This window comes from Corallococcus sp. M7, assembly GCF_054512695.1.
This window is the reverse complement of the sequence record NZ_CM137252.1, coordinates 5701073-5718326: the sequence shown is the minus strand read 5'-3', so window position 1 is coordinate 5718326 and position 17254 is coordinate 5701073. Positions and strand designations below refer to the sequence as shown.

Annotated in this window: 16 protein-coding genes; 5 read left to right on the top strand and 11 right to left on the bottom strand. The window is 70.1% G+C overall.

Translation table 11 applies throughout. The features are described 5' to 3' along the window. Positions 1–71 precede the first annotated feature (71 nt). The 4 genes from ACX114_RS22725 to ACX114_RS22710 are packed head-to-tail and all read left to right on the top strand — an operon-like array spanning position 72 to position 4076. Entirely contained in the window at positions 72–965 is an 894-nt protein-coding gene (locus ACX114_RS22725; RefSeq protein WP_459287721.1) for an aspartate carbamoyltransferase catalytic subunit, read from the top strand. Then, entirely contained in the window at positions 962–2263 is a 1302-nt protein-coding gene (locus ACX114_RS22720) for a dihydroorotase (protein WP_459287719.1), read from the top strand. The genes ACX114_RS22725 and ACX114_RS22720 overlap by 4 nt, the downstream gene beginning before the upstream one ends. After that, a complete protein-coding gene (gene carA, locus ACX114_RS22715; RefSeq protein WP_459287717.1) occupies positions 2263–3390 on the top strand; it encodes a glutamine-hydrolyzing carbamoyl-phosphate synthase small subunit in 1128 nt (375 codons plus the stop codon). Before ACX114_RS22720 ends, carA begins: the two co-directional genes overlap by 1 nt. 20 nt (positions 3391–3410) lie before the next feature. Next, positions 3411–4076 carry a hypothetical protein gene (locus ACX114_RS22710; protein WP_459287715.1) on the top strand — a complete coding sequence of 222 codons (666 nt, stop codon included), beginning with the start codon at positions 3411–3413 and terminating at the stop codon, positions 4074–4076. A gap of 42 nt (positions 4077–4118) precedes the next feature. On the opposite strand, the gene pyk is transcribed toward ACX114_RS22710, so the two are convergent. The 3 genes from pyk to ACX114_RS22695 form a co-directional block, all read right to left on the bottom strand. Continuing rightward, complete coding sequence (gene pyk / locus ACX114_RS22705) at positions 4119–5519, bottom strand: pyruvate kinase (protein ID WP_459287713.1); 1401 nt, start codon at positions 5517–5519, stop codon at positions 4119–4121. Positions 5520–5727: 208 nt separating this feature from the next. Beyond that, the gene (locus ACX114_RS22700) at positions 5728–6522 is read right to left on the bottom strand and encodes a bifunctional nuclease family protein (protein ID WP_459287712.1); all 795 of its coding nucleotides are present in this window, start codon (positions 6520–6522) and stop codon (positions 5728–5730) included. A gap of 129 nt (positions 6523–6651) precedes the next feature. After that, the gene (locus tag ACX114_RS22695) at positions 6652–7011 is read right to left on the bottom strand and encodes a hypothetical protein (protein ID WP_459287710.1); all 360 of its coding nucleotides are present in this window, start codon (positions 7009–7011) and stop codon (positions 6652–6654) included. A 95-nt stretch (positions 7012–7106) separates the two neighbouring features. Here ACX114_RS22695 and ACX114_RS22690 point away from each other — a divergent pair, with 95 nt between their 5' ends. After that, positions 7107–8924: an AMP-dependent synthetase/ligase gene (locus ACX114_RS22690; protein WP_459287708.1), complete on the top strand. Its 1818-nt coding sequence runs from the start codon at positions 7107–7109 to the stop codon at positions 8922–8924. A gap of 79 nt (positions 8925–9003) precedes the next feature. Here the strand turns inward: ACX114_RS22690 and ACX114_RS22685 are convergent, their stop codons facing one another. From ACX114_RS22685 to aroF, 8 genes are all read right to left on the bottom strand, one after another. Then, positions 9004–10299, bottom strand: coding sequence for a citrate synthase (locus ACX114_RS22685; protein WP_014397329.1), 1296 nt, complete (start codon positions 10297–10299; stop codon positions 9004–9006). A gap of 86 nt (positions 10300–10385) precedes the next feature. Beyond that, positions 10386–11723: a 3-phosphoshikimate 1-carboxyvinyltransferase gene (locus tag ACX114_RS22680; RefSeq protein ID WP_459287706.1), complete on the bottom strand. Its 1338-nt coding sequence runs from the start codon at positions 11721–11723 to the stop codon at positions 10386–10388. Then, entirely contained in the window at positions 11678–12748 is a 1071-nt protein-coding gene (locus ACX114_RS22675) for a 3-dehydroquinate synthase (RefSeq protein ID WP_459287704.1), read from the bottom strand. Before ACX114_RS22675 ends, ACX114_RS22680 begins: the two co-directional genes overlap by 46 nt. Then, the gene (gene aroC, locus ACX114_RS22670; protein WP_459287703.1) at positions 12745–13764 is read right to left on the bottom strand and encodes a chorismate synthase; all 1020 of its coding nucleotides are present in this window, start codon (positions 13762–13764) and stop codon (positions 12745–12747) included. Before aroC ends, ACX114_RS22675 begins: the two co-directional genes overlap by 4 nt. Further along, positions 13761–15008, bottom strand: coding sequence for a shikimate dehydrogenase (locus tag ACX114_RS22665; protein WP_459287701.1), 1248 nt, complete (start codon positions 15006–15008; stop codon positions 13761–13763). The genes aroC and ACX114_RS22665 overlap by 4 nt, the downstream gene beginning before the upstream one ends. Next, positions 15008–15484 (bottom strand): shikimate kinase, encoded by a 477-nt coding sequence (locus ACX114_RS22660; protein WP_459287699.1) that lies wholly within the window; start codon positions 15482–15484, stop codon positions 15008–15010. The genes ACX114_RS22665 and ACX114_RS22660 overlap by 1 nt, the downstream gene beginning before the upstream one ends. A gap of 103 nt (positions 15485–15587) precedes the next feature. Beyond that, positions 15588–16277: a bifunctional demethylmenaquinone methyltransferase/2-methoxy-6-polyprenyl-1,4-benzoquinol methylase UbiE gene (ubiE, locus tag ACX114_RS22655; protein WP_459287697.1), complete on the bottom strand. Its 690-nt coding sequence runs from the start codon at positions 16275–16277 to the stop codon at positions 15588–15590. Next, positions 16274–17170: a 3-deoxy-7-phosphoheptulonate synthase gene (gene aroF, locus ACX114_RS22650; RefSeq protein WP_083892159.1), complete on the bottom strand. Its 897-nt coding sequence runs from the start codon at positions 17168–17170 to the stop codon at positions 16274–16276. Before aroF ends, ubiE begins: the two co-directional genes overlap by 4 nt. Positions 17171–17254: the final 84 nt, after the last annotated feature.

Here is a 17254-nt window from a genome sequence, read left to right as displayed (position 1 = left end):
GCTGGCCGGGCGGCCACCACGCGCCGTGCTTGACGCAACGTGCGGCGCGCGGTACGCGGCGGCCCCGGCCCATGAGACATCTTCTCGGAATCGCAGGCTGGCGGCGGGACGAGCTGGAAGCACTGCTCGACCGCGCCCAGGCACACCTGCCCGGCGGACCGGATGCCTCGCACGTACTGCGGGGCCGCGTCGTGGCGAACCTCTTCTTCGAGGACTCCACCCGGACGCGCTCCTCCTTCGAGGTGGCCGCGCGGAAGCTGGGCGCGGACGTCCTCAACTGGAGCTACGCGGGCTCCTCCGTGTCCAAGGGCGAGACGCTCCTGGACACCGCGCGCAACATCGAAGCCATGGGGCCGGCGGTCATCGTCATCCGCCACCGCTCCTCCGGCGCGCCGGGGCTCGTGGCCCGCCACGTGAAGTGCGCGGTGGTCAACGCGGGTGACGGCGCGCATGAGCACCCGTCCCAGGCCCTGCTGGACGCCTTCACCCTGCGCCAGCGCTGGGGCCGGCTGGACGGGCGCACGGTGCTGATTGTGGGCGACGTGCTGCACAGCCGCGTGGCGCGCTCCAATCTCCTGTGCCTGAAGGCGCTGGGGGCCCGGGTCGTGCTCTGCGGACCGCCCACCCTCCTGCCGCCAGGGCTGGAGGAGATGGGCGGAGAGGTGACGCACCAGCTGGATGCCGTGCTGCCCCAGGCGGACGCGGTGATGTGCCTGAGGCTGCAGACGGAGCGCATGTCGGAAGCCTTCCTGCCGTCCCAGCGGGAGTACTCGCGGCTGTTCGGTGTCACGCCCGCCCGCGCGGAGCGGATGAAGCCGGACGCCCTCGTGCTGCACCCGGGCCCCATCAACCGCGGCGTGGAATTGTCGCCGGTGGTGGCGGACGGGCCTCGCAGCGTCATCCTGGAACAGGTGTCCAACGGCGTCGCGGTGCGCCGGGCCATCCTGGAGGCGTGCGCATCATGACCCCAGTGCTCTTCCAGCGGGCGCGCGTCATCGACCCGCGCAATGGCGTGGACGGCGTTCGTGACGTGCTCGTGACGGACGGCCGGGTGGCCCAGGTGTCGGAGGCCCCGCTGCCCGCGCCCAAGGACGCGCGGGTGGTGGACGCGACGGGCAGGTGGCTGGTGCCGGGCTTCATCGACCTGCACGTGCACCTGCGCGAGCCGGGAGAAGAGGGCAAGGAGACGGTCCTCACCGGCTGCCGCGCGGCGGTGGCGGGCGGCTTCACCGGCGTCGTCGCCATGCCCAACACCAAGGTGGTGAACGACAGCGCGATGGTCACGGAGCTGGTGCTGTCGCGCGCCCGGGACGCGGCCCTGTGCCACGTGTACCCGGCGGGCGCCATCACCAAGGGGCTCAAGGGCGAGGAGCTGTCCGAAGCAGGGGAGCTGATTGGCGCTGGCTGCGTGGCCCTCACCGACGACGGCCGCCCGGTGATGAACGCGGGCCTGATGCGCCGGGTGCTCCAGTACGCCACGCAGTTCGACGTGCCGGTGATGGTGCACGAGGAGGACCTCACCCTGTCCGCCGGCGGCGCCATGCACGAGGGCGCCACGTCCACGCGGCTGGGCCTGCGCGGCATCCCGTCCTCCGCGGAGGTGGCCATGGTGGCGCGCGACCTGGTGCTCCTGGAGGAGACGAAGGGCCGCCTGCACGTGGCGCACGTGTCCTGCGAGGGCAGCGTGCGGCTCATCCGCGAGGCCAAGCAGCGCGGCCTGCGCGTCACCTGCGAGGTGGCGCCGCACCACTTCACCCTGGATGACCGGGCGGTGGGGGACTACGACACCCACGCGAAGATGGCGCCGCCGCTCCGGAGCGACGTGGACGTGAAGGCGCTGCGCGAGGCGCTGGTGGATGGCACGGTGGACGCCATCGCCACGGACCACGCGCCGCACGGCGTGTCCGACAAGCTGGTGGAGTTCGAGAAGGGCATCAACGGCATCGTCGGGCTGGAGACGGCCCTGGGGCTCACGCTGGCGCTGGTGCACGAGGGCGTGCTCACCCCGCGCCGGGCGGTGGAGCTCTTGTCGGACGGGCCGGCGAGGGTATTCGGCCTGCCGGGCGGTCACCTGGCGCCTGGTGCCCCGGCGGACATCACGCTTTTGTCCCCTTCGGAGGAGTGGACGGTGGATGCCCACCGGTTCTATTCCCGCAGTCGCAACACGCCCTTCCACGGGCGCACGCTGAAGGGCCGCGTGACGCAGACGTGGGTGGGCGGCCGGTGTGTGTTCGAGGACGGTCAGCTCAAGGAGTCGCGGTGATGACGAAGCGGGCAGTGCTCGCACTGGCGGATGGCACCACCTTCGAGGGGCGCGCGTTCGGCGCTTCCGGCGAGACGGTGGGTGAGGTGGTCTTCAACACGTCCATGTACGGCTACCAGGAGATCCTCACGGATCCCTCGTACGTGGGGCAGATCGTCACCATGGCGTACCCGGAGATGGGCAACATCGGGGCGAACGCGGCGGACGAGGAGGCGGGCCTGCCGCACGCGGTGGGCATGGTGGTGCGCTCGCTGACGAAGACGCCCTCCAACTGGCGCTCGCAGGAGACGCTGGACGCGTACCTGGCGCGCCACGGCCGCGTGGGCATCGAAGGCGTGGACACCCGCCGGCTGGTGCGCCACCTGCGCACGCACGGCGCGCAGACGGGCATCATCTCCACGGAGAACGTGTCCGCCGCCGCCCTCTCCGAGCGCGCGCGCGACAGCGTGGGCATGGAGGGCCTGGACCTGGCCACGGGCGTGTCCTGCAAGGAGCCCTACGTCTTCACCACGCCGTCCCCGGACGTGTTCCTGGCCCCCGGTGACAAGCGCCCGGAGCCGGAGCTGAAGTACGACGTCATCGCGTACGACTACGGCCTCAAGCGCTCCATGCTCCAGTACCTGGTGGACGTGGGCTGCCGCGTGACGGTGGTGCCTTCGCACTTCACGGCGGAGCAGGTGCTGGCGAAGAAGCCGCACGGCGTCTTCCTGGCCAACGGCCCCGGCGACCCGGCCGCGGTGAAGGGCGCGGACCGCACGGTGGCGGCGCTCTTGGGCAAGGTGCCGGTGTTCGGCATCTGCCTGGGGCACCAGATCATGGCGCTCGCGCTGGGCGGGCGGACGTACAAGATGAAGTTCGGCCACCGCGGCGGCAACCAGCCCGTGAAGGACCTCACCACGGGCAAGGTGGAGATCACCGCGCAGAACCACGGCTTCGCGGTGGACGACGCCAGCCTCAAGGGCAAGGCCGTCGTCACGCACATCAACCTGAACGACGGCACGGTGGAGGGCCTGGCCGTTCCGGACGCGCGGGCCTTCAGCGTGCAGTACCACCCCGAGGCTTCGCCCGGCCCTCACGACGCGCGCTACCTGTTCAGCCGCTTCGCGACGCTGATGGCGGGTTCGTAGGAAGAAAGCTCGCAACGGCCATGGACACCGCGCTGACCCCGTTGTCGTACCAGCCGTACCTGGACCAGCTCATCGCCTTCGGCAGCTCGGAGGCGCGCAAGCCGGACCTCCTGGAGGCCAAGGCGGAGTACTTCCGCCTCACCGGTGAAGTCTTCGAGGACGACAAGTTCTTCGAGCTGCGGATGGCGTCGTTCCTGGACTACTACCTCTACGACCGCGTCTCGCCGCTCACCGGCAAGACGCCGGCCGCGGAGCTGTACGAGCAGCGTCTGCAGTCCGCACCGCCCGAGGAGGCCAACGCCTTCCGCAGCTTCACGGAGACGGTCCACGGCCTCTTCGAGGTGCGCAAGCTGGGCAAGGGCATGGTGCGCCTGCGCGAGCTCTTCTCCGGCAAGGACTTCGACGTGACGGAGCGCCGCCACATCGCGGGCCTGGAGACGGGGGACGTGCTGGAGGCGCGCCTGGTGCCCTTCGGCGGCCACCTGCTGTTCTCCTCCGCCTTCTGCTACCACCCGGCCATGGCGCTCAAGGCCATCAAGGCCGAGGTGAAGCGCCGCAAGAAGAAGGAGCCGGAGCGCCCCGCCAAGGACCTGGTGTGGGAGTGCGCCCGCCGGGCCCTCAACGTGGAGCGCTACCGCCAGCTCTCCGTGGAGAAGCTCTACGACTTCGAGCAGAAGGTCCTGTAGCGAGGACCTTCTGCCCATGAAGCCTCCACCGCATGCGGCTTCTCAGATGCGGTGGATGCTCATCATGTTGGTGTTGCCCGGCACGTTGAGCGGCACGCCGGCCACCAGGATGAAGGGCGTGCCGGGTTCGCAGAAGCGCAGCTCCTGACAGAGCCGGCGCACCTGCTTGAGCATGGCCTCCGTGCTGCTGACGCGCTTCACCAGGTGGCCCGTCACGCCCCAGTACAGCGCCATCCGGTTCACCGTGTCCGTGTTGGGCGTCAGGGCGAGGATGCGCGCGCCGGGGCGGAACTCGGAGATGAGCCGCGCGGAGTGGCCGCTCTCCGTGTACGCGATGATGGTCCCGATGTTGAGCTGCCGGGACGCGGCCACCGCCGCCGCGGCGACGCCGGTGCCCAGGTCCTCGGAGCGCTCGAAGGGGGAGTGGGGCAGGGTGATGAGGCCGGTGCGCTCCGTCTCCTCCACGATGCGCGCCATGGTGGCCACCGCGTCCACGGGGTAGCGGCCCGCGGCCGTCTCGCCGGAGAGCATCACCGCGTCCGCGCCGTCGAGGATGGCGTTGGCCACGTCCGACACCTCCGCGCGCGTGGGCCGGGCGTTGAGCACCATGCTCTCCAGCATCTCCGTGGCGACGATGACGATGCCGCCCATGCGGTTGACCTCCCGCACGGTGCGCTTCTGGATGGCCGGCAGCTGCTCCAGCGGCATCTCCACGCCCAGGTCGCCGCGGGCCACCATCACCCCGTCCGACTCCCTGGCGATGGCGTCCAGGTTCTCCACCGCCTGGGGCTTTTCAATCTTGGAGATGATCGGCGTCTTGCCCTTGGCCACCAGCGCCCGCGCCTGGCGCACGTCCTGGGCGGAGCGCACGAAGGACAGCGCCACGTAGTCCACGCCCACCTCCTGGCCGAACGCCAGGTCCACCTTGTCCTTCTCTGTCAGGGTGGGCACCGACATGGCCGTGCCGGGCAGGTTGAGCCCCTTGTGGTCCTTGAGCAGCCCGCCCACCTCCACGCGGCAGGACACGTCCTGGCCACTGACCTTCAGCACGCGCAGGCGCACCCGGCCGTCGTCCAGGAGCACCTCGTGGCCCTTCTCCACGTCCCGGGGCAGCGTGCGCACCGGGGTGGGGATGATCTTCCCCTGGCCCATCACCGAGCGCGTCGTCACCGTCACCGTGTCGCCGGCCGTCACCATCAACTGGCCGCCCTCGAAGCGCCCCAGGCGCACCTTGGGGCCCTGCACGTCCTGGAGGATGGCCACCGGCACGCCCAGCTTCTTCGACACCGCTCGGATGCGCTGGACGCGCTGGCGGTGCTCGTCGTGCGTGCCGTGGGAGAAGTTGAGCCGGGCCACGTTCATGCCCGCCTTCACCAGCCCCTCGATGACTTCCTTGGAGTCCGATGCCGGACCCAGCGTGCAGATGATCTTCGCCTTGCGCATAGAACCGCCCATCCTAGCGCCTCGGGGTGGGCGTCTTGACAGGCTTGCGCCCGAAGGACTAACTCTTCGCCTCACGCGCTGGGCGGAAAGTTACCGCGAGCTGGCGCACGCCATTCGTGGCTCTCAGACGCTTGAGACGAAGAAAGCCCGGCTACCCTGGGAGGGGGGGCCGGGCTTTCATCGTTCCAGGGCCTGTTCGCGCTAGCGGCTAGAGGTCGATCTCCTGACCCTTGCCCATGGGCTCCATCAGCGGCTGCATGGAGTGGTCCATGCCGATGTCCTCCGAGGGAGGCTTCGGGTGGCCGGCGCTGGGGCCCATGGGAGGCGGCGGGGGCAGGGGCCCCATGTCCTCCTCACCCAGACCGCCGCTGCCGCCCACGCCCAGGTCCTGCTGCTTCTGGAGGGCCTCAATCTCCGCGCGGGTGATGCCCGCCATGGTCAGCACCTTGCGCGTCACGCGGATGCGGGCCTGGCTGTGCATGGCCATGGCGATGGAGTCCGAAGGCCGCGCGTCCAGCGCCAGCTCCTTCTTGCCCTGCTGGAGGAAGACGCGGCCGGAGTAGACGTTGTCGCGCAGGTCGTCGATGCGGACCTCGGTCACCTTGCCGCCCAGCTTGGACACCACGTCGTCCAGCAGGTCCTGCGACAGGGGCTGCGGGGGCGGACGCTCCGCGAGGCGGAAGGCGATGGAGACCGCCGCGCCCTCGTCCACGAAGAGGGGCAGCACCGTCTCCCCGTCCTTGGTGGTCAGCACGACGGCGTGCGTCTGCGCCTCCATCAAGGGCACCACGTCCTTCACCTCCAGCTCCACCAGCTCCGAGCAGGCCTTGGGGTCGCTGCCCTTCTCGGTGACGCAGGGCTTCTCTTTTTTCCCTTCCGCCTTGTCGGATGCGGCGATGGCGCCGGGGATCCCGAACGCGGGAAGGAACAACGCTCCCCCCAGCGCCAGCACCACGGCCGTGAACGGAGCGACGAAGAAGTTGGCGCGGTTGGACGTTTTCACATCCCTAAGCTACGCACCTCTCCCTTCACCGGGAGGGCGCCGCCCCCGCGCCGTCGCGAGCGGCCCCCGGGCCCTGGCCCACCCGGTAGGAGGGCAGGCGGGCAGCCGGGAAGAAGGGGCGCGAGGCGACTAGCGGTCGTCGTCCTCGGACTCCTCGTCGTCGTAGTCCTCGTCGTCCTCGGACTCCTCGTCGTCGTCGTCCTCGTCGAGGTCCTCGTCCTCGTCGGACTCCTCCTCGTCTTCGTCCTCGTCGTCGAGTTCGTCCTCGAGCTCCTCGGCTTCGAGCGTCATCGTCACCGCGAACTTCTTGCTCAGGGTGGCGATCTGCGCGCGCATCTCCGTGAGCGCGGCGACGAAGTCCTCGGTGAGGTTCGCGGGCGCCTTCGCGTCGCAGTGGGGACAGACAATCTTCTCCGTCCCCTCGATGAGGTCCTGGGCTTCCAACTCGAAGCTGGCCTCGCACTTCTGGCAGGTGAAGTCGATGCTCATGGTCGGGCGCGGCATACAAAGCCGGTGAACATGCTGTCAACGCCTGAGACAGGGGGACGTGGAACGGCCGGGGAGCTTCCACTACGTTTCGCCAGATGGACCTGCCCAAGACGATGCTGCATGCGCTCCATGACCAGGCCGCGCGGCTGGAACACCGCCCGGCGCTCTGGTCCCGCCATGGAGGCGCCTATGTCCCCACCTCGTGGTTCGACTATGCCCAGCGCGTCAAGCGCTTCGCCCTGGGGCTGCACGCGCTGGGGTTCCAGGACGGCGACCCGCTGGGCATCCTGAGCTTCAACCGCGAGGCGTGGCATGTCGCGGACCTGGGAGCCATGGCCCTGGGCGGCGTGCCGGTGGGGCTCTACACCACCAGCAGCGTGGATCAGCTCGTCTACATCCTGGGCCACTGTGAGGCGCGCTTCCTCCTGGTGGAGAACGCGAAGCACCTGGCCACCGGCCTGGAGGTCCAGAAGCGGCTGCCCGCGCTCAAGCACCTCATCGTGGTGGACGCGCCCACCCCGCTGCCCGAAGGCGTCCTGCGCTACGCGGACGTGCTGAACTCCGGCGCGAACGCGGACGAAGCCCCCTACTGGGACGGCGTCCACGCGCTCCACCCGGACGCGCTGGCCACGCTCATCTACACGTCCGGGACCACCGGCCAGCCCAAGGGCGTGGCCCTGAGCCACCGCAACCTCGCCTGGACGTCCAAGCAGCTGGGCGACACCATGGGCTTCCGGGACATGGAGGACGAGCGGCTGGTGTCGTACCTGCCGCTGTCGCACGTCGCGGAGCAGATCGTCTCCCTGCACAGCCCGCTGCTCCTGGGCACGCAGGTGTACTTCGCGGACTCGCTGGACGCGCTGGGCAAGAACCTCACGGAGGTGCGCCCCACCATCTTCTTCGCGGTGCCGCGCGTCTGGGAGAAGTTCAAGACGAAGGCGGAGGAGGGGCTGGCCGCGCAGCCGCCCCTGAAGCGCCGGCTGGTGGAGTGGGCCCGCGCCACGGCGCTGGAGCGCAACACGCGCGTCCTCAGCCAGGAGCGCGTCCCGTCGTTCATGGAGGCCAAGTTCGCGCTGGCCCAGCGGCTGGTGTTCCAGCCGTTGAAGACGCGCATCGGCCTGGAGAAGGCGAAGCTGTTCTCCACCTCCGCGGCGCCCATTGGCCGGGACGTGCTGGACTTCTTCGCCTCCATCGACGTCGTCCTCCTGGAGGTGTGGGGCATGACGGAGGTGTCCGGCCCCGCCACGGTGAGCACCGCCGAGTGCGCCCGGATGGGCACGGTGGGCCGCCCCATGCTGGGCGTGGAGGTGCGCATCGCGGAGGATGGGGAGATCCTCGTAAAGGGCGGCAACGTGTGCCTGGGCTACCACCGCAACCCAGAGGCCACGCAGGAGCTGCTGGCGGACGGGTGGCTGCACTCGGGTGACGTGGGGCAGCTGGACTCCGAAGGCTTCCTGCGCATCACCGGGCGCAAGAAGGAGATCATCGTCACCTCCGGCGGCAAGAAGACGTCTCCCGCCAACATCGAAGAGCTTCTTAAGGCCGTGTCCCCGGTGGGGCACGCGCTGGTGGTGGGCGACCGGCGCAACTACCTGGTGGCGCTGGTGACGCTGGAGCCGGACCGGGTGCGGAAGCTGGCGCGGGAGAAGGGCTGGCCGGAGGACGTGGCCACGCTGGTGAGCGACGCGCGGCTCCAGCAGCACCTGCAGGAGGCCTTCGAGCGGGACGTGAACCCGAAGCTGTCGCGCTTCGAGACCATCAAGCGCTTCCGCGTGCTGCCGGGGGAGTTCTCCATCGACGGCGGGGAACTCACGCCCAGCATGAAGATGCGCCGCAAGGTGGTGGAGCAGAAGTACGCGGACGTCATCGAGGCGCTCTACCGCGAGCCGGGGGCCGTCGCCGCCCACGGCTAGGCAAAGCGAAAGGGGCGTAGGGACCCGAGCTTCGAGTCCTACGCCCCTTCGTGCTTCAGCGGCTCATGACAGCCGGTGACTACTTGCGCTTGTCCTGCGCCACGTAGTCGCGGCGCGCGGCGCCGGTGAAGACCTGGCGGGGACGGGCGATCTTCTGCTCGTTGTCCGTCACCATCTCCTCCCACTGCGCGCACCAGCCCACCGTGCGGGGGATGGCGAACAGGACGGGGAACATCTCCGCCTGGAAGCCCATCGCCTCGTAGATGAGGCCCGAGTAGAAGTCGACGTTCGGGTACAGCTTGCGCTTCACGAAGTACTCGTCCTCGAGCGCGATGCGCTCCAGTTCGAGCGCGATCTCCAGCAGCGGGTTCTTGCCCGTCACGTCGAAGACCTCGTCCGCCACGCGCTTGATGACCTTCGCGCGCGGGTCGTAGGACTTGTAGACGCGGTGGCCGAAGCCCATGAGCTTCTTCTCGCCCTCGCCGCCCTTCACCTGCTTGATGAACTCCGGGATGTTGGCCTTGCTGCCAATCTCGCGGAGCATGCGGAGCACCGCCTCGTTGGCGCCGCCGTGCAGCGGGCCGTAGAGCGCGCCCACGCCCGCGGCGACCGCGGAGTAGGGGTCCACCTGCGACGAGCCCACCGTGCGCACGGACGTGGTGGAGCAGTTCTGCTCGTGGTCCGCGTGCAGGATGAAGAGCACGTCCAGCGCCTTCTCCAGCGTGGGGTGCACCTTGAAGGCGCTCGTGCCGATGCGCTTGATCATCGCCAGGAAGTTGGCGACGTAGGACAGGTCGTTGTCCGGGTAGACGAACGGCAGGCCCATGGCGTGGCGGTACGAGAACGCGGCCAGGGTGGGCATCTTCGCGATGAGGCGCGTGATCTGGATCTCACGGCTGCGCGCGTCCTTGATGTTCTTCGCGTCCGGGTAGAACGCGGACAGCGCCGCCACCGTGGAGCCCAGCATCGCCATGGGGTGCGCGTCGTAGCGGAACCCGTCGATGAAGGACTTGATGTTCTCGTGCACCAGCGTGTGGTGGGTCACGTTGAACGTGAAGTTCTCCAGCTCCTTCTGCGTGGGCAGCTCGCCCTTCAGCAGCAGGTAGGCCACCTCCAGGAAGGAGGACTTCTCCGCGAGCTGCTCGATGGGGTAGCCGCGGTACTCGAGGATGCCCTTGTCGCCGTCGATGAACGTGATGGCGCTCTTACAGTTCGCCGTGTTCAGGAACGCGGGGTCGTAACCCATCAGACCGAAGTCATCGCTGCCGGTCTTGATCTGGCGCAGGTCGGGGGTGCGGATACAGCCGTTCTCGATCGGGATCTCGTACGTCTTCCCGGTCCGATTGTCGGTGACGGTCAGCGTGTCCTTGGGCATGGGCGGAGATTTCACAGGGCGGCGGACGCTTTCAACAAAAAAGAACGATAAGTCTTAGAGGCGAAGTTTCCGGTCCGCGCGCCCGCTCAGGAATAGCGGACGCCGGCCCGCGCGAGCTGCCGCCAGAAGCCCGGGAAGCTCTTCTCCACGCACTCCGGCCCCGTCAGATCCAGAGGCACCCCGGACAGCACACACAGGGTGGCCGCTGACATCGCCAGGCGGTGGTCACCCCGGCTGTCCATGGCGAATCTCGCGGGCTTTACCTTCGGAGGGACGATGCGGAGCGTCTCACTGTCGGCTCCGGCCGACAGTTCCGTGGTGCCACCGTAGGCGGACACCAACGTGCGGATGCCCTCCAGCCGGTCGCTCTCCTTGACCCGCAGGATGCCCACGTCGTTGAGCGTGGTGGGCCGGGGCAGCACGCACGCGAGCGCCGCCAGCGTGGGCAGCAGGTCCGGGCATTCCTTGCCCGTCGCGCGCAGTTCGCCCGTGGCCTCACCCTCGAAGCGCCAGGTGTTGGGCGCGCCCGACGGGAGCATCTTCAGACCCACTTCAGCGGCCAGCCGGAGGATCGCCTGGTCCGGGTGGGCGCTCTGGGGCTCCGCGCGCTCCACCGTGCCGCCCGTGCGCCAGGCGATGAGCACCAGGTAGCCCAGCGAAGACCAGTCGCCCGGCAGTGATGGGACGGATTCGGGCGCCTGATAACCCGTGACGGAATAGTGACCTTCGGACTGTTCCACGGTGAAGCCGAAGCGGCGCAGCCACGCCACCGTGAGGTCCATGTAGCCGGCGCTGGTGAGCGTGCCTTCAATCTCCACGCTCCACGCGCGCTTCTCCCGGAGGAAGCGCTCCGCGCAGCCCAGCAGCAGGCTGGAGGCGTACTGGCTGCTCTGCGCGCCCGGCACGCGGAACACCGGCGCGACCTTCGTGGTGTCCTGGGGCGCGTGCAGATCCACCGGCCACGGCGTGCCTTCGGTGAGCGTGAGGCCCGCGGGGCCCAGGGCCTCCTTGAGCGATGTGAAGAGCGGGCCGTGCGGGCGCTCGCCCAGGCGGGGCGTGCCGGTGAAGCGCACGCGCGCGCCGGGCGTCACCGCGGCCTGCGTGACGAGGATGCGAAAGGGGGCGCCACCGTCCGCGCAGTCCACGTCGCGCACGGGGCCCGCGGGAAGGCGCAGGGCCTCCACGCCCCGGCGCAGCACGCGCACGTCGGCGGGGAGGTCCTCGTCCGATTCCGCCTGCACCGACGGAAGCGGCCAGGCGCCCGTGAGGTGTCCCAACACCAGGGCTCGCTGGGCGTCCGACTTCGACACGGGCGGGGTGAGCGGTGAGGCGCTCAAGGCGCTCGGGTCGACGGTGAGACGGCTCGGCGAGGTGTGGCTCACGGGCGGGCTCCACGGGTCCAGGCGGGCCACAGGGCCCGCCATGTCTTCGGCATCACATCCACGACTTCGGCGGTGCCCACGGCGGTGAGCAGCACCATGCGCAGCTCGCCGTTGGCGCCGGCCTTCTTGTCGGCGTCCAAGAGCGCGACCACGTCCTTCAGCGGCGCGCGCTGGGCGATCTCCGCGGCGCGGTCGCGGCCGAGCACACCCGGGCCCCGGGCCAGCGCGCGCTCCACGTCATGCGCCACGGACTCCGGCGTGATGCCCAGGTGCCGGCCCACGTCCAGGGCCCAGAGGATGCCCAGGCCCACCGCGTCGCCGTGCGACAGCTTGAAGCGCGACAGGCTCTCCAGCACGTGGCCGAACGTGTGGCCGAAGTTGAGCACGCGGCGCAGGCCCTGGTGCTCGTACGGGTCCTTCGAGCAGACGTCCTCCTTCAGGCCGCGCGCGTCCTTCACCAGCTTCTCCAGCTTCGGCGGCGTGCGCACGTAGCGCTTGAAGAGGGACGCATCCAGCGACGCGACCATCTTCCACGCCTCGATGGAGCCCTCGCGCACCTGCGCGTCGGACAGCGTGGCGTACAGCTCCGGGCACAGCCACGTCTCATCCGCGTAGTGGAAGACGCCCGCGGGGTTCTTCACCACACGGCCACGCACGACGAGGTCCACCGCGCCCTTGCCGCCCAGGCTGCTGTCCACCGCCGCGAGCAGCGTGGTGGGCACCTGCAACAGTCGCACGCCGCGCTTGAGCAGGTGCGCGGCCACGGTGGCCACGTCGCCCACGGTGCCACCGCCCACGGCGACGAGCGTGCCGGAGCGCGGCAGGTTGATTCCTCCCGCGAGCACCTTCTGCAGCGAGATGAGGCTCTTGGCGCGCTCACCGCCGACCAGTTGGATGATGGCGCGGGGCTTGCGGGCCTCGATGGCGGGAATGAGCGTGGAGTGGAAGCGCGCGACGGTGCGGTCCACCACGGCGACGCTGCCCTCGGGCAGCTTGGCGACGAGCTTCGTGAAGGAACCCCAGCGGTCGTTGGGGGGGCGGTAGGAACCGGGAGGAAGCGGGCTCATGCGGAGTGGGGGCGGGCGTTGAGTTGCTGGACGAGGTCGGCGATGACGAGCGACACCATGGCCTCCAGCACCGGGACGGCGCGGGGCATGATGCACGGGTCGTGACGGCCGCCCTTGGCGTGATCCGCCAGCGTCGCGGGCGGCTTGAAGAAGGCGCGCACCTGCATGGGCTCACCGTTGGCGAGCCCACCCTGGATGCCGCCGTACGCGTCCTTCACGGAGTGGAACTTCGTGCCGGGCTGACCGATGCGCTGGAGCAGATCCGGAGGGCCCCACATGACACCGGTGACGGCGCCGATGCTGCCCAGCGCCTGCGCGATGAGCGCCTTGAGCTTTCCGAAGATGGGCTCGCCCAGGCCGACGGGCAGGCCCTCCACGCGCACGTCGATGGAGCCGCCCAGGCTGTCGCCGGCCTCCTTCGCGGCCAGGATCTGACGGGCCATCTCTTCACGGACGGCTTCATCCGGGCAGCGGGTGGGGTGCGCGTCCACCATGGCGCGGGTGAGGCCCGGCGCCGGAACGGGAGCGACCAGCTCACCCACCTGGGAGACGTAGGCCACGGTGCTGATCGAAGGCAGGTCGCGCGCGAGGTACGCCTCCGCGATGGCGCCGCCGATGACGCGGCAGAGCGTTTCACGTCCACTGGTACGGCCGCCGCCCCGGTGGTCGCGGTGCTTGTAGCGCTCACGCCACACGGCGTCCGCGTGGCCCGGCCGGTCCACGCTGGCCAGTTGGTTGTAGTCCTGCGAGCGCTGGTTCGCGTTGCGCACGATGGCCGCGATGGGCGTGCCCAGCGTCTTGTCCTGGAAGACGCCGGAGAGGATCTCCACGGTGTCGGGCTCGTTGCGCGGGGTCACCAGGGCGGACTGCCCGGGACGCCGGCGATCCAGCGCTGCCTGGATCATCTCGCGCGTGAGCGGAACGCCCGCGGGGCAGCCGTCGATGACGGAGCCCAGCGCGGGGCCGTGGCTTTCGCCGAAGGTGGTCAACCGGAAGAGGGTGCCAAAGGTATTCATGTCGCCGTTTCCCAGAGTTGTCGCTGCCGCCGGGCCTGGGCGACGAACCACGCCGCACCTAGCAGGAGAGGGGTGCCCCCGCGGCGAACGATCTCCGCGGCGACGCGCCGGCCGGGCGCACCGTATGCGATCACCGCCACGCGTGCCCCCTGGAATCTCAGGTTTTCGGGGGTGGCCACGCGGTCCGGCCACGTCCAGACCCAATCCCCGGACAGCGGGGCTTGAATCTCCGCGCGCTTCACGACCCGCAGGGCGAATCCATGTTCAGCGGCCACCAGCCGCAGGGCCTGCGTGGAACCGCCGTCGCCCAGCACCGAGACTTCCTTCGCGCCCAGGCGCTCCAGCACCGCGCGCGCGCCTTCCGTGTCGGTGTTGAAGGACTCCCACCGCGAGCCCCGGCGCACCAGCGTGTTGATGGCGTCCAGCGATGAGCCCGTGTGCTTCGCGAGCCGCATCTTGAACGGGCTCGTCACGGCGAAGCCCGCGTAGTGCGGCAGCATCGCGTCCACCACCGCCTCCACCGGCGCGTCCTCGGCCAGGTCGATGCGGTCGAACGGCTGACGGTGGATCCGCGGCGAGCGCGAGTGCGGAATGGCCGTGCCCAGGATGCCCAGGCGCAAGGCGTGCGGGTCCTTCGCCTTGCGGTGCTCGCGCACCACGTCGTCCAGCAGGCGCTGTCCCGGGGCCGCCGTCCACGGGCCGCCCATGGCCACGTACTCCAGGCCGTTCCTGCGCGAGAGCACCGCGCGCGCCGGGATGGCGACGGGGCCCATGCCCAGCACGGTGACGCGCTCGGCGCCGAAGCGCTGGGACAGCGCGGCCTGCGTCTCCAGCAGGACCTCCAGGTGCGCGGGCCCATCCATGGGCTCCACGTGCTTCACCAGCGCATCCGGCGGAATGGGGCGGGACCAGCGCCTGAGCGCCTCCGCCGTCGTCAGCGGCCCTTCCGCGTGGTGCGACGCGAGCAGCTTCCCCGGCGGCGCGTCCATGTCCTGCGCGCGCTCCACGTCGCGGTCCACGCGCCACGCGGCCTGGACCCACGGCGCGGGCAGCGGCTTGCCCCGCTCGGAGACGAGCAGCGGCATCACGCGGGCGAGCGCGTCCGGATCGATGTCGCCGGGAGAATGCAGGTCGGTCCGCACCTCGATGACGTCCGCGCCCCGCTGGAGGCCATCGCGCGCGAAGGTGACGGCGTCCGCGCCGGTGAGGGTGGGGGGCAGGGTGATGATGCGCCGGGTGGCCATCACTCGGGCTCCTGGGCAAGACAGCCCCGGAGGAAGTCCGCCAGGGAGATGGTGGGGACGCGGGCGTGCAGCGCCTCGCGTTCATGGAACAGCGAGTGGAGCTCCTCCTCCAACGACACATCCGTGCGCAGCCGCGGGCGCGTGGTGTCCGCCATCAACCGCTCGCGATACGTGTCGAACGTGACGGGGACGACGAGCGTGAAGTGCCCCGCGAGCGCGTCCGGATGGTGCGACAGGAAGCCGCCGCCCACCGCCACCACGCTGCCCTGGGGCAAGAGGCCCAGCGTCTCGCGCTCGGCGGCGCGGAAGGTGGTGGGGGACTCAGCCACCCAGGTGCGGAGCGGGCGCCCATGCCGGCGCTCCAGCTCCGCGTCCAGGTCCAGCCCGGTGCGTCCGAGCAGCTTCGAGACGAGCGGCAACAGGCGCGTCTTGCCGGCCGCGCGGTGGCCCGCGATGACGACGGTCTGCGCGCCCACGGGGCGGGGGCAGGGCCCCGGGGACGAGAGGGCCCCCTGGAGCGCCTGCTGGAGTCTGGGGTCTACCGACGCGACGACTTGGGAGACAAGGAGGCGTCGTGCCTCAACGGACGGTGCCGACATAGACGTAGGCGGTTCCAAACAGCAGGGGGTGGGCGGCGCGCTCGGAGTAGGCGCCGGCCTGGTCCATCAGGGAGAGGAAGCGGTCGCCGGCGGGGAAGGCCGCGGCGGTGCGGGGCAGGTACTGGTACGCCGCGCGGTTGCCCGTGAGCAGGCCGCCAATCGCCGGCATCACCGTCTTGCTGTAGAAGCGGAACAGCGCACCGTACGGGCCCGTGGGCTGGCCGAACTCCAGCACCACCACGCGGCCTCCGGGGCGCACCACGCGCGCCATCTCCTGGAGGCACTTCACCGGATCATCCACGTTGCGGATGCCGAAGGAGATGGAGGCCACGTCGAACGTGTTGTCCGGCAGGGTGAGCGCCATGGCGTCCTGCACCTGGAACTCCACCTCCAGGCCCGCCTTGGCCGCCTTGGCCGGCGCGCTCTCCAGCATCTCCGGGCAGAAGTCCGTGCCCACCACGCGGCCCGTGGAGCCCACCTTGCGCTTGAACGCCAGCGCCAGGTCGCCCGTGCCGGTCGCGCAGTCCAGCACCTGGCTGCCTTCCTTCGCGCCGCTGAGCTTCACCGCCGAGCGCCGCCACAGCCGGTGGATGCCGAGCGAGAGGACTTCGTTCGTCACGTCGTAGCGCGTGGCGATGGAGGAGAACATCTGACGGACTTCGGTGCTCATCGCGCCCCCGCGATCTGTGCCGGCCCCGCCGGCGTCCAAAGGTGACGGTCCACCGCGGCGAGGACGCCCGGCAGCCGTTGCATCAACGTAGCGAAATCCCCGGGCGACATCGCCTGCTGACCGTCGCACAGCGCCTGCTCCGGCCGGGGGTGGACTTCAATCAACAATCCATCCGCACCGCAGGCCGCCGCCGCCAGCGACATGGGTGCGATGAGCGACGGAATGCCCGTCGCGTGCGAAGGATCCACGATGACCGGCAGGTGCGTGCGCTCCTTCGCCCACGCCACCGCGGCCAGGTCCAGCGTGTTGCGCATCGCGGTCTCGAAGGTGCGGATGCCGCGCTCGCAGAGCATCACCTGCTCGTTGCCGCCCGCCAGGATGTACTCGGCGGCGTTGAGCCACTCCTGCACCGTGGCGGACAGCCCGCGCTTGAGCAGCACCGGCTTGCGCAGCTTTCCCAGCGCGCGCAGCAGCCCGAAGTTCTGCATGTTCCGCGCGCCCACCTGGAGGATGTCCGAGTGCTGCGCCATCAGGGGCAGTTGCTCGGTCTCCATCACCTCGCTGATGATGGGCAGCCCGTGGCGCCGTCCGGCGTCCACCAACAGCTTCAGCCCCGGCTCCCCCATGCCCTGGAACGCGTACGGACTGGTGCGCGGCTTGAACACGCCCCCACGCAAGAGGTGCGCGCCCGCCTGTGCCACCGCACGGGCCGCCAGTTCCAACTGCTCCGCGCCCTCCACCGCGCATGGCCCCGCCATCACCACGAAGCCGGGCCCGCCCACCTCCACGGCCCCCACCTGGACGCGCGTGCCGGCTGGACGCGCTGCGCGAAGGACGCGGTGTGCACCCGGGTCACGCCGCCCGGCTGGGTCGTCTGGTTGCTGGCCTCCCACGGCGGCTCCCTCGCTGGAGTTACTGGAATTCAGATTCCATGGAGTTCAAGCGGTTTTGAACTCCTTGGTGCATGTATAGCCGAG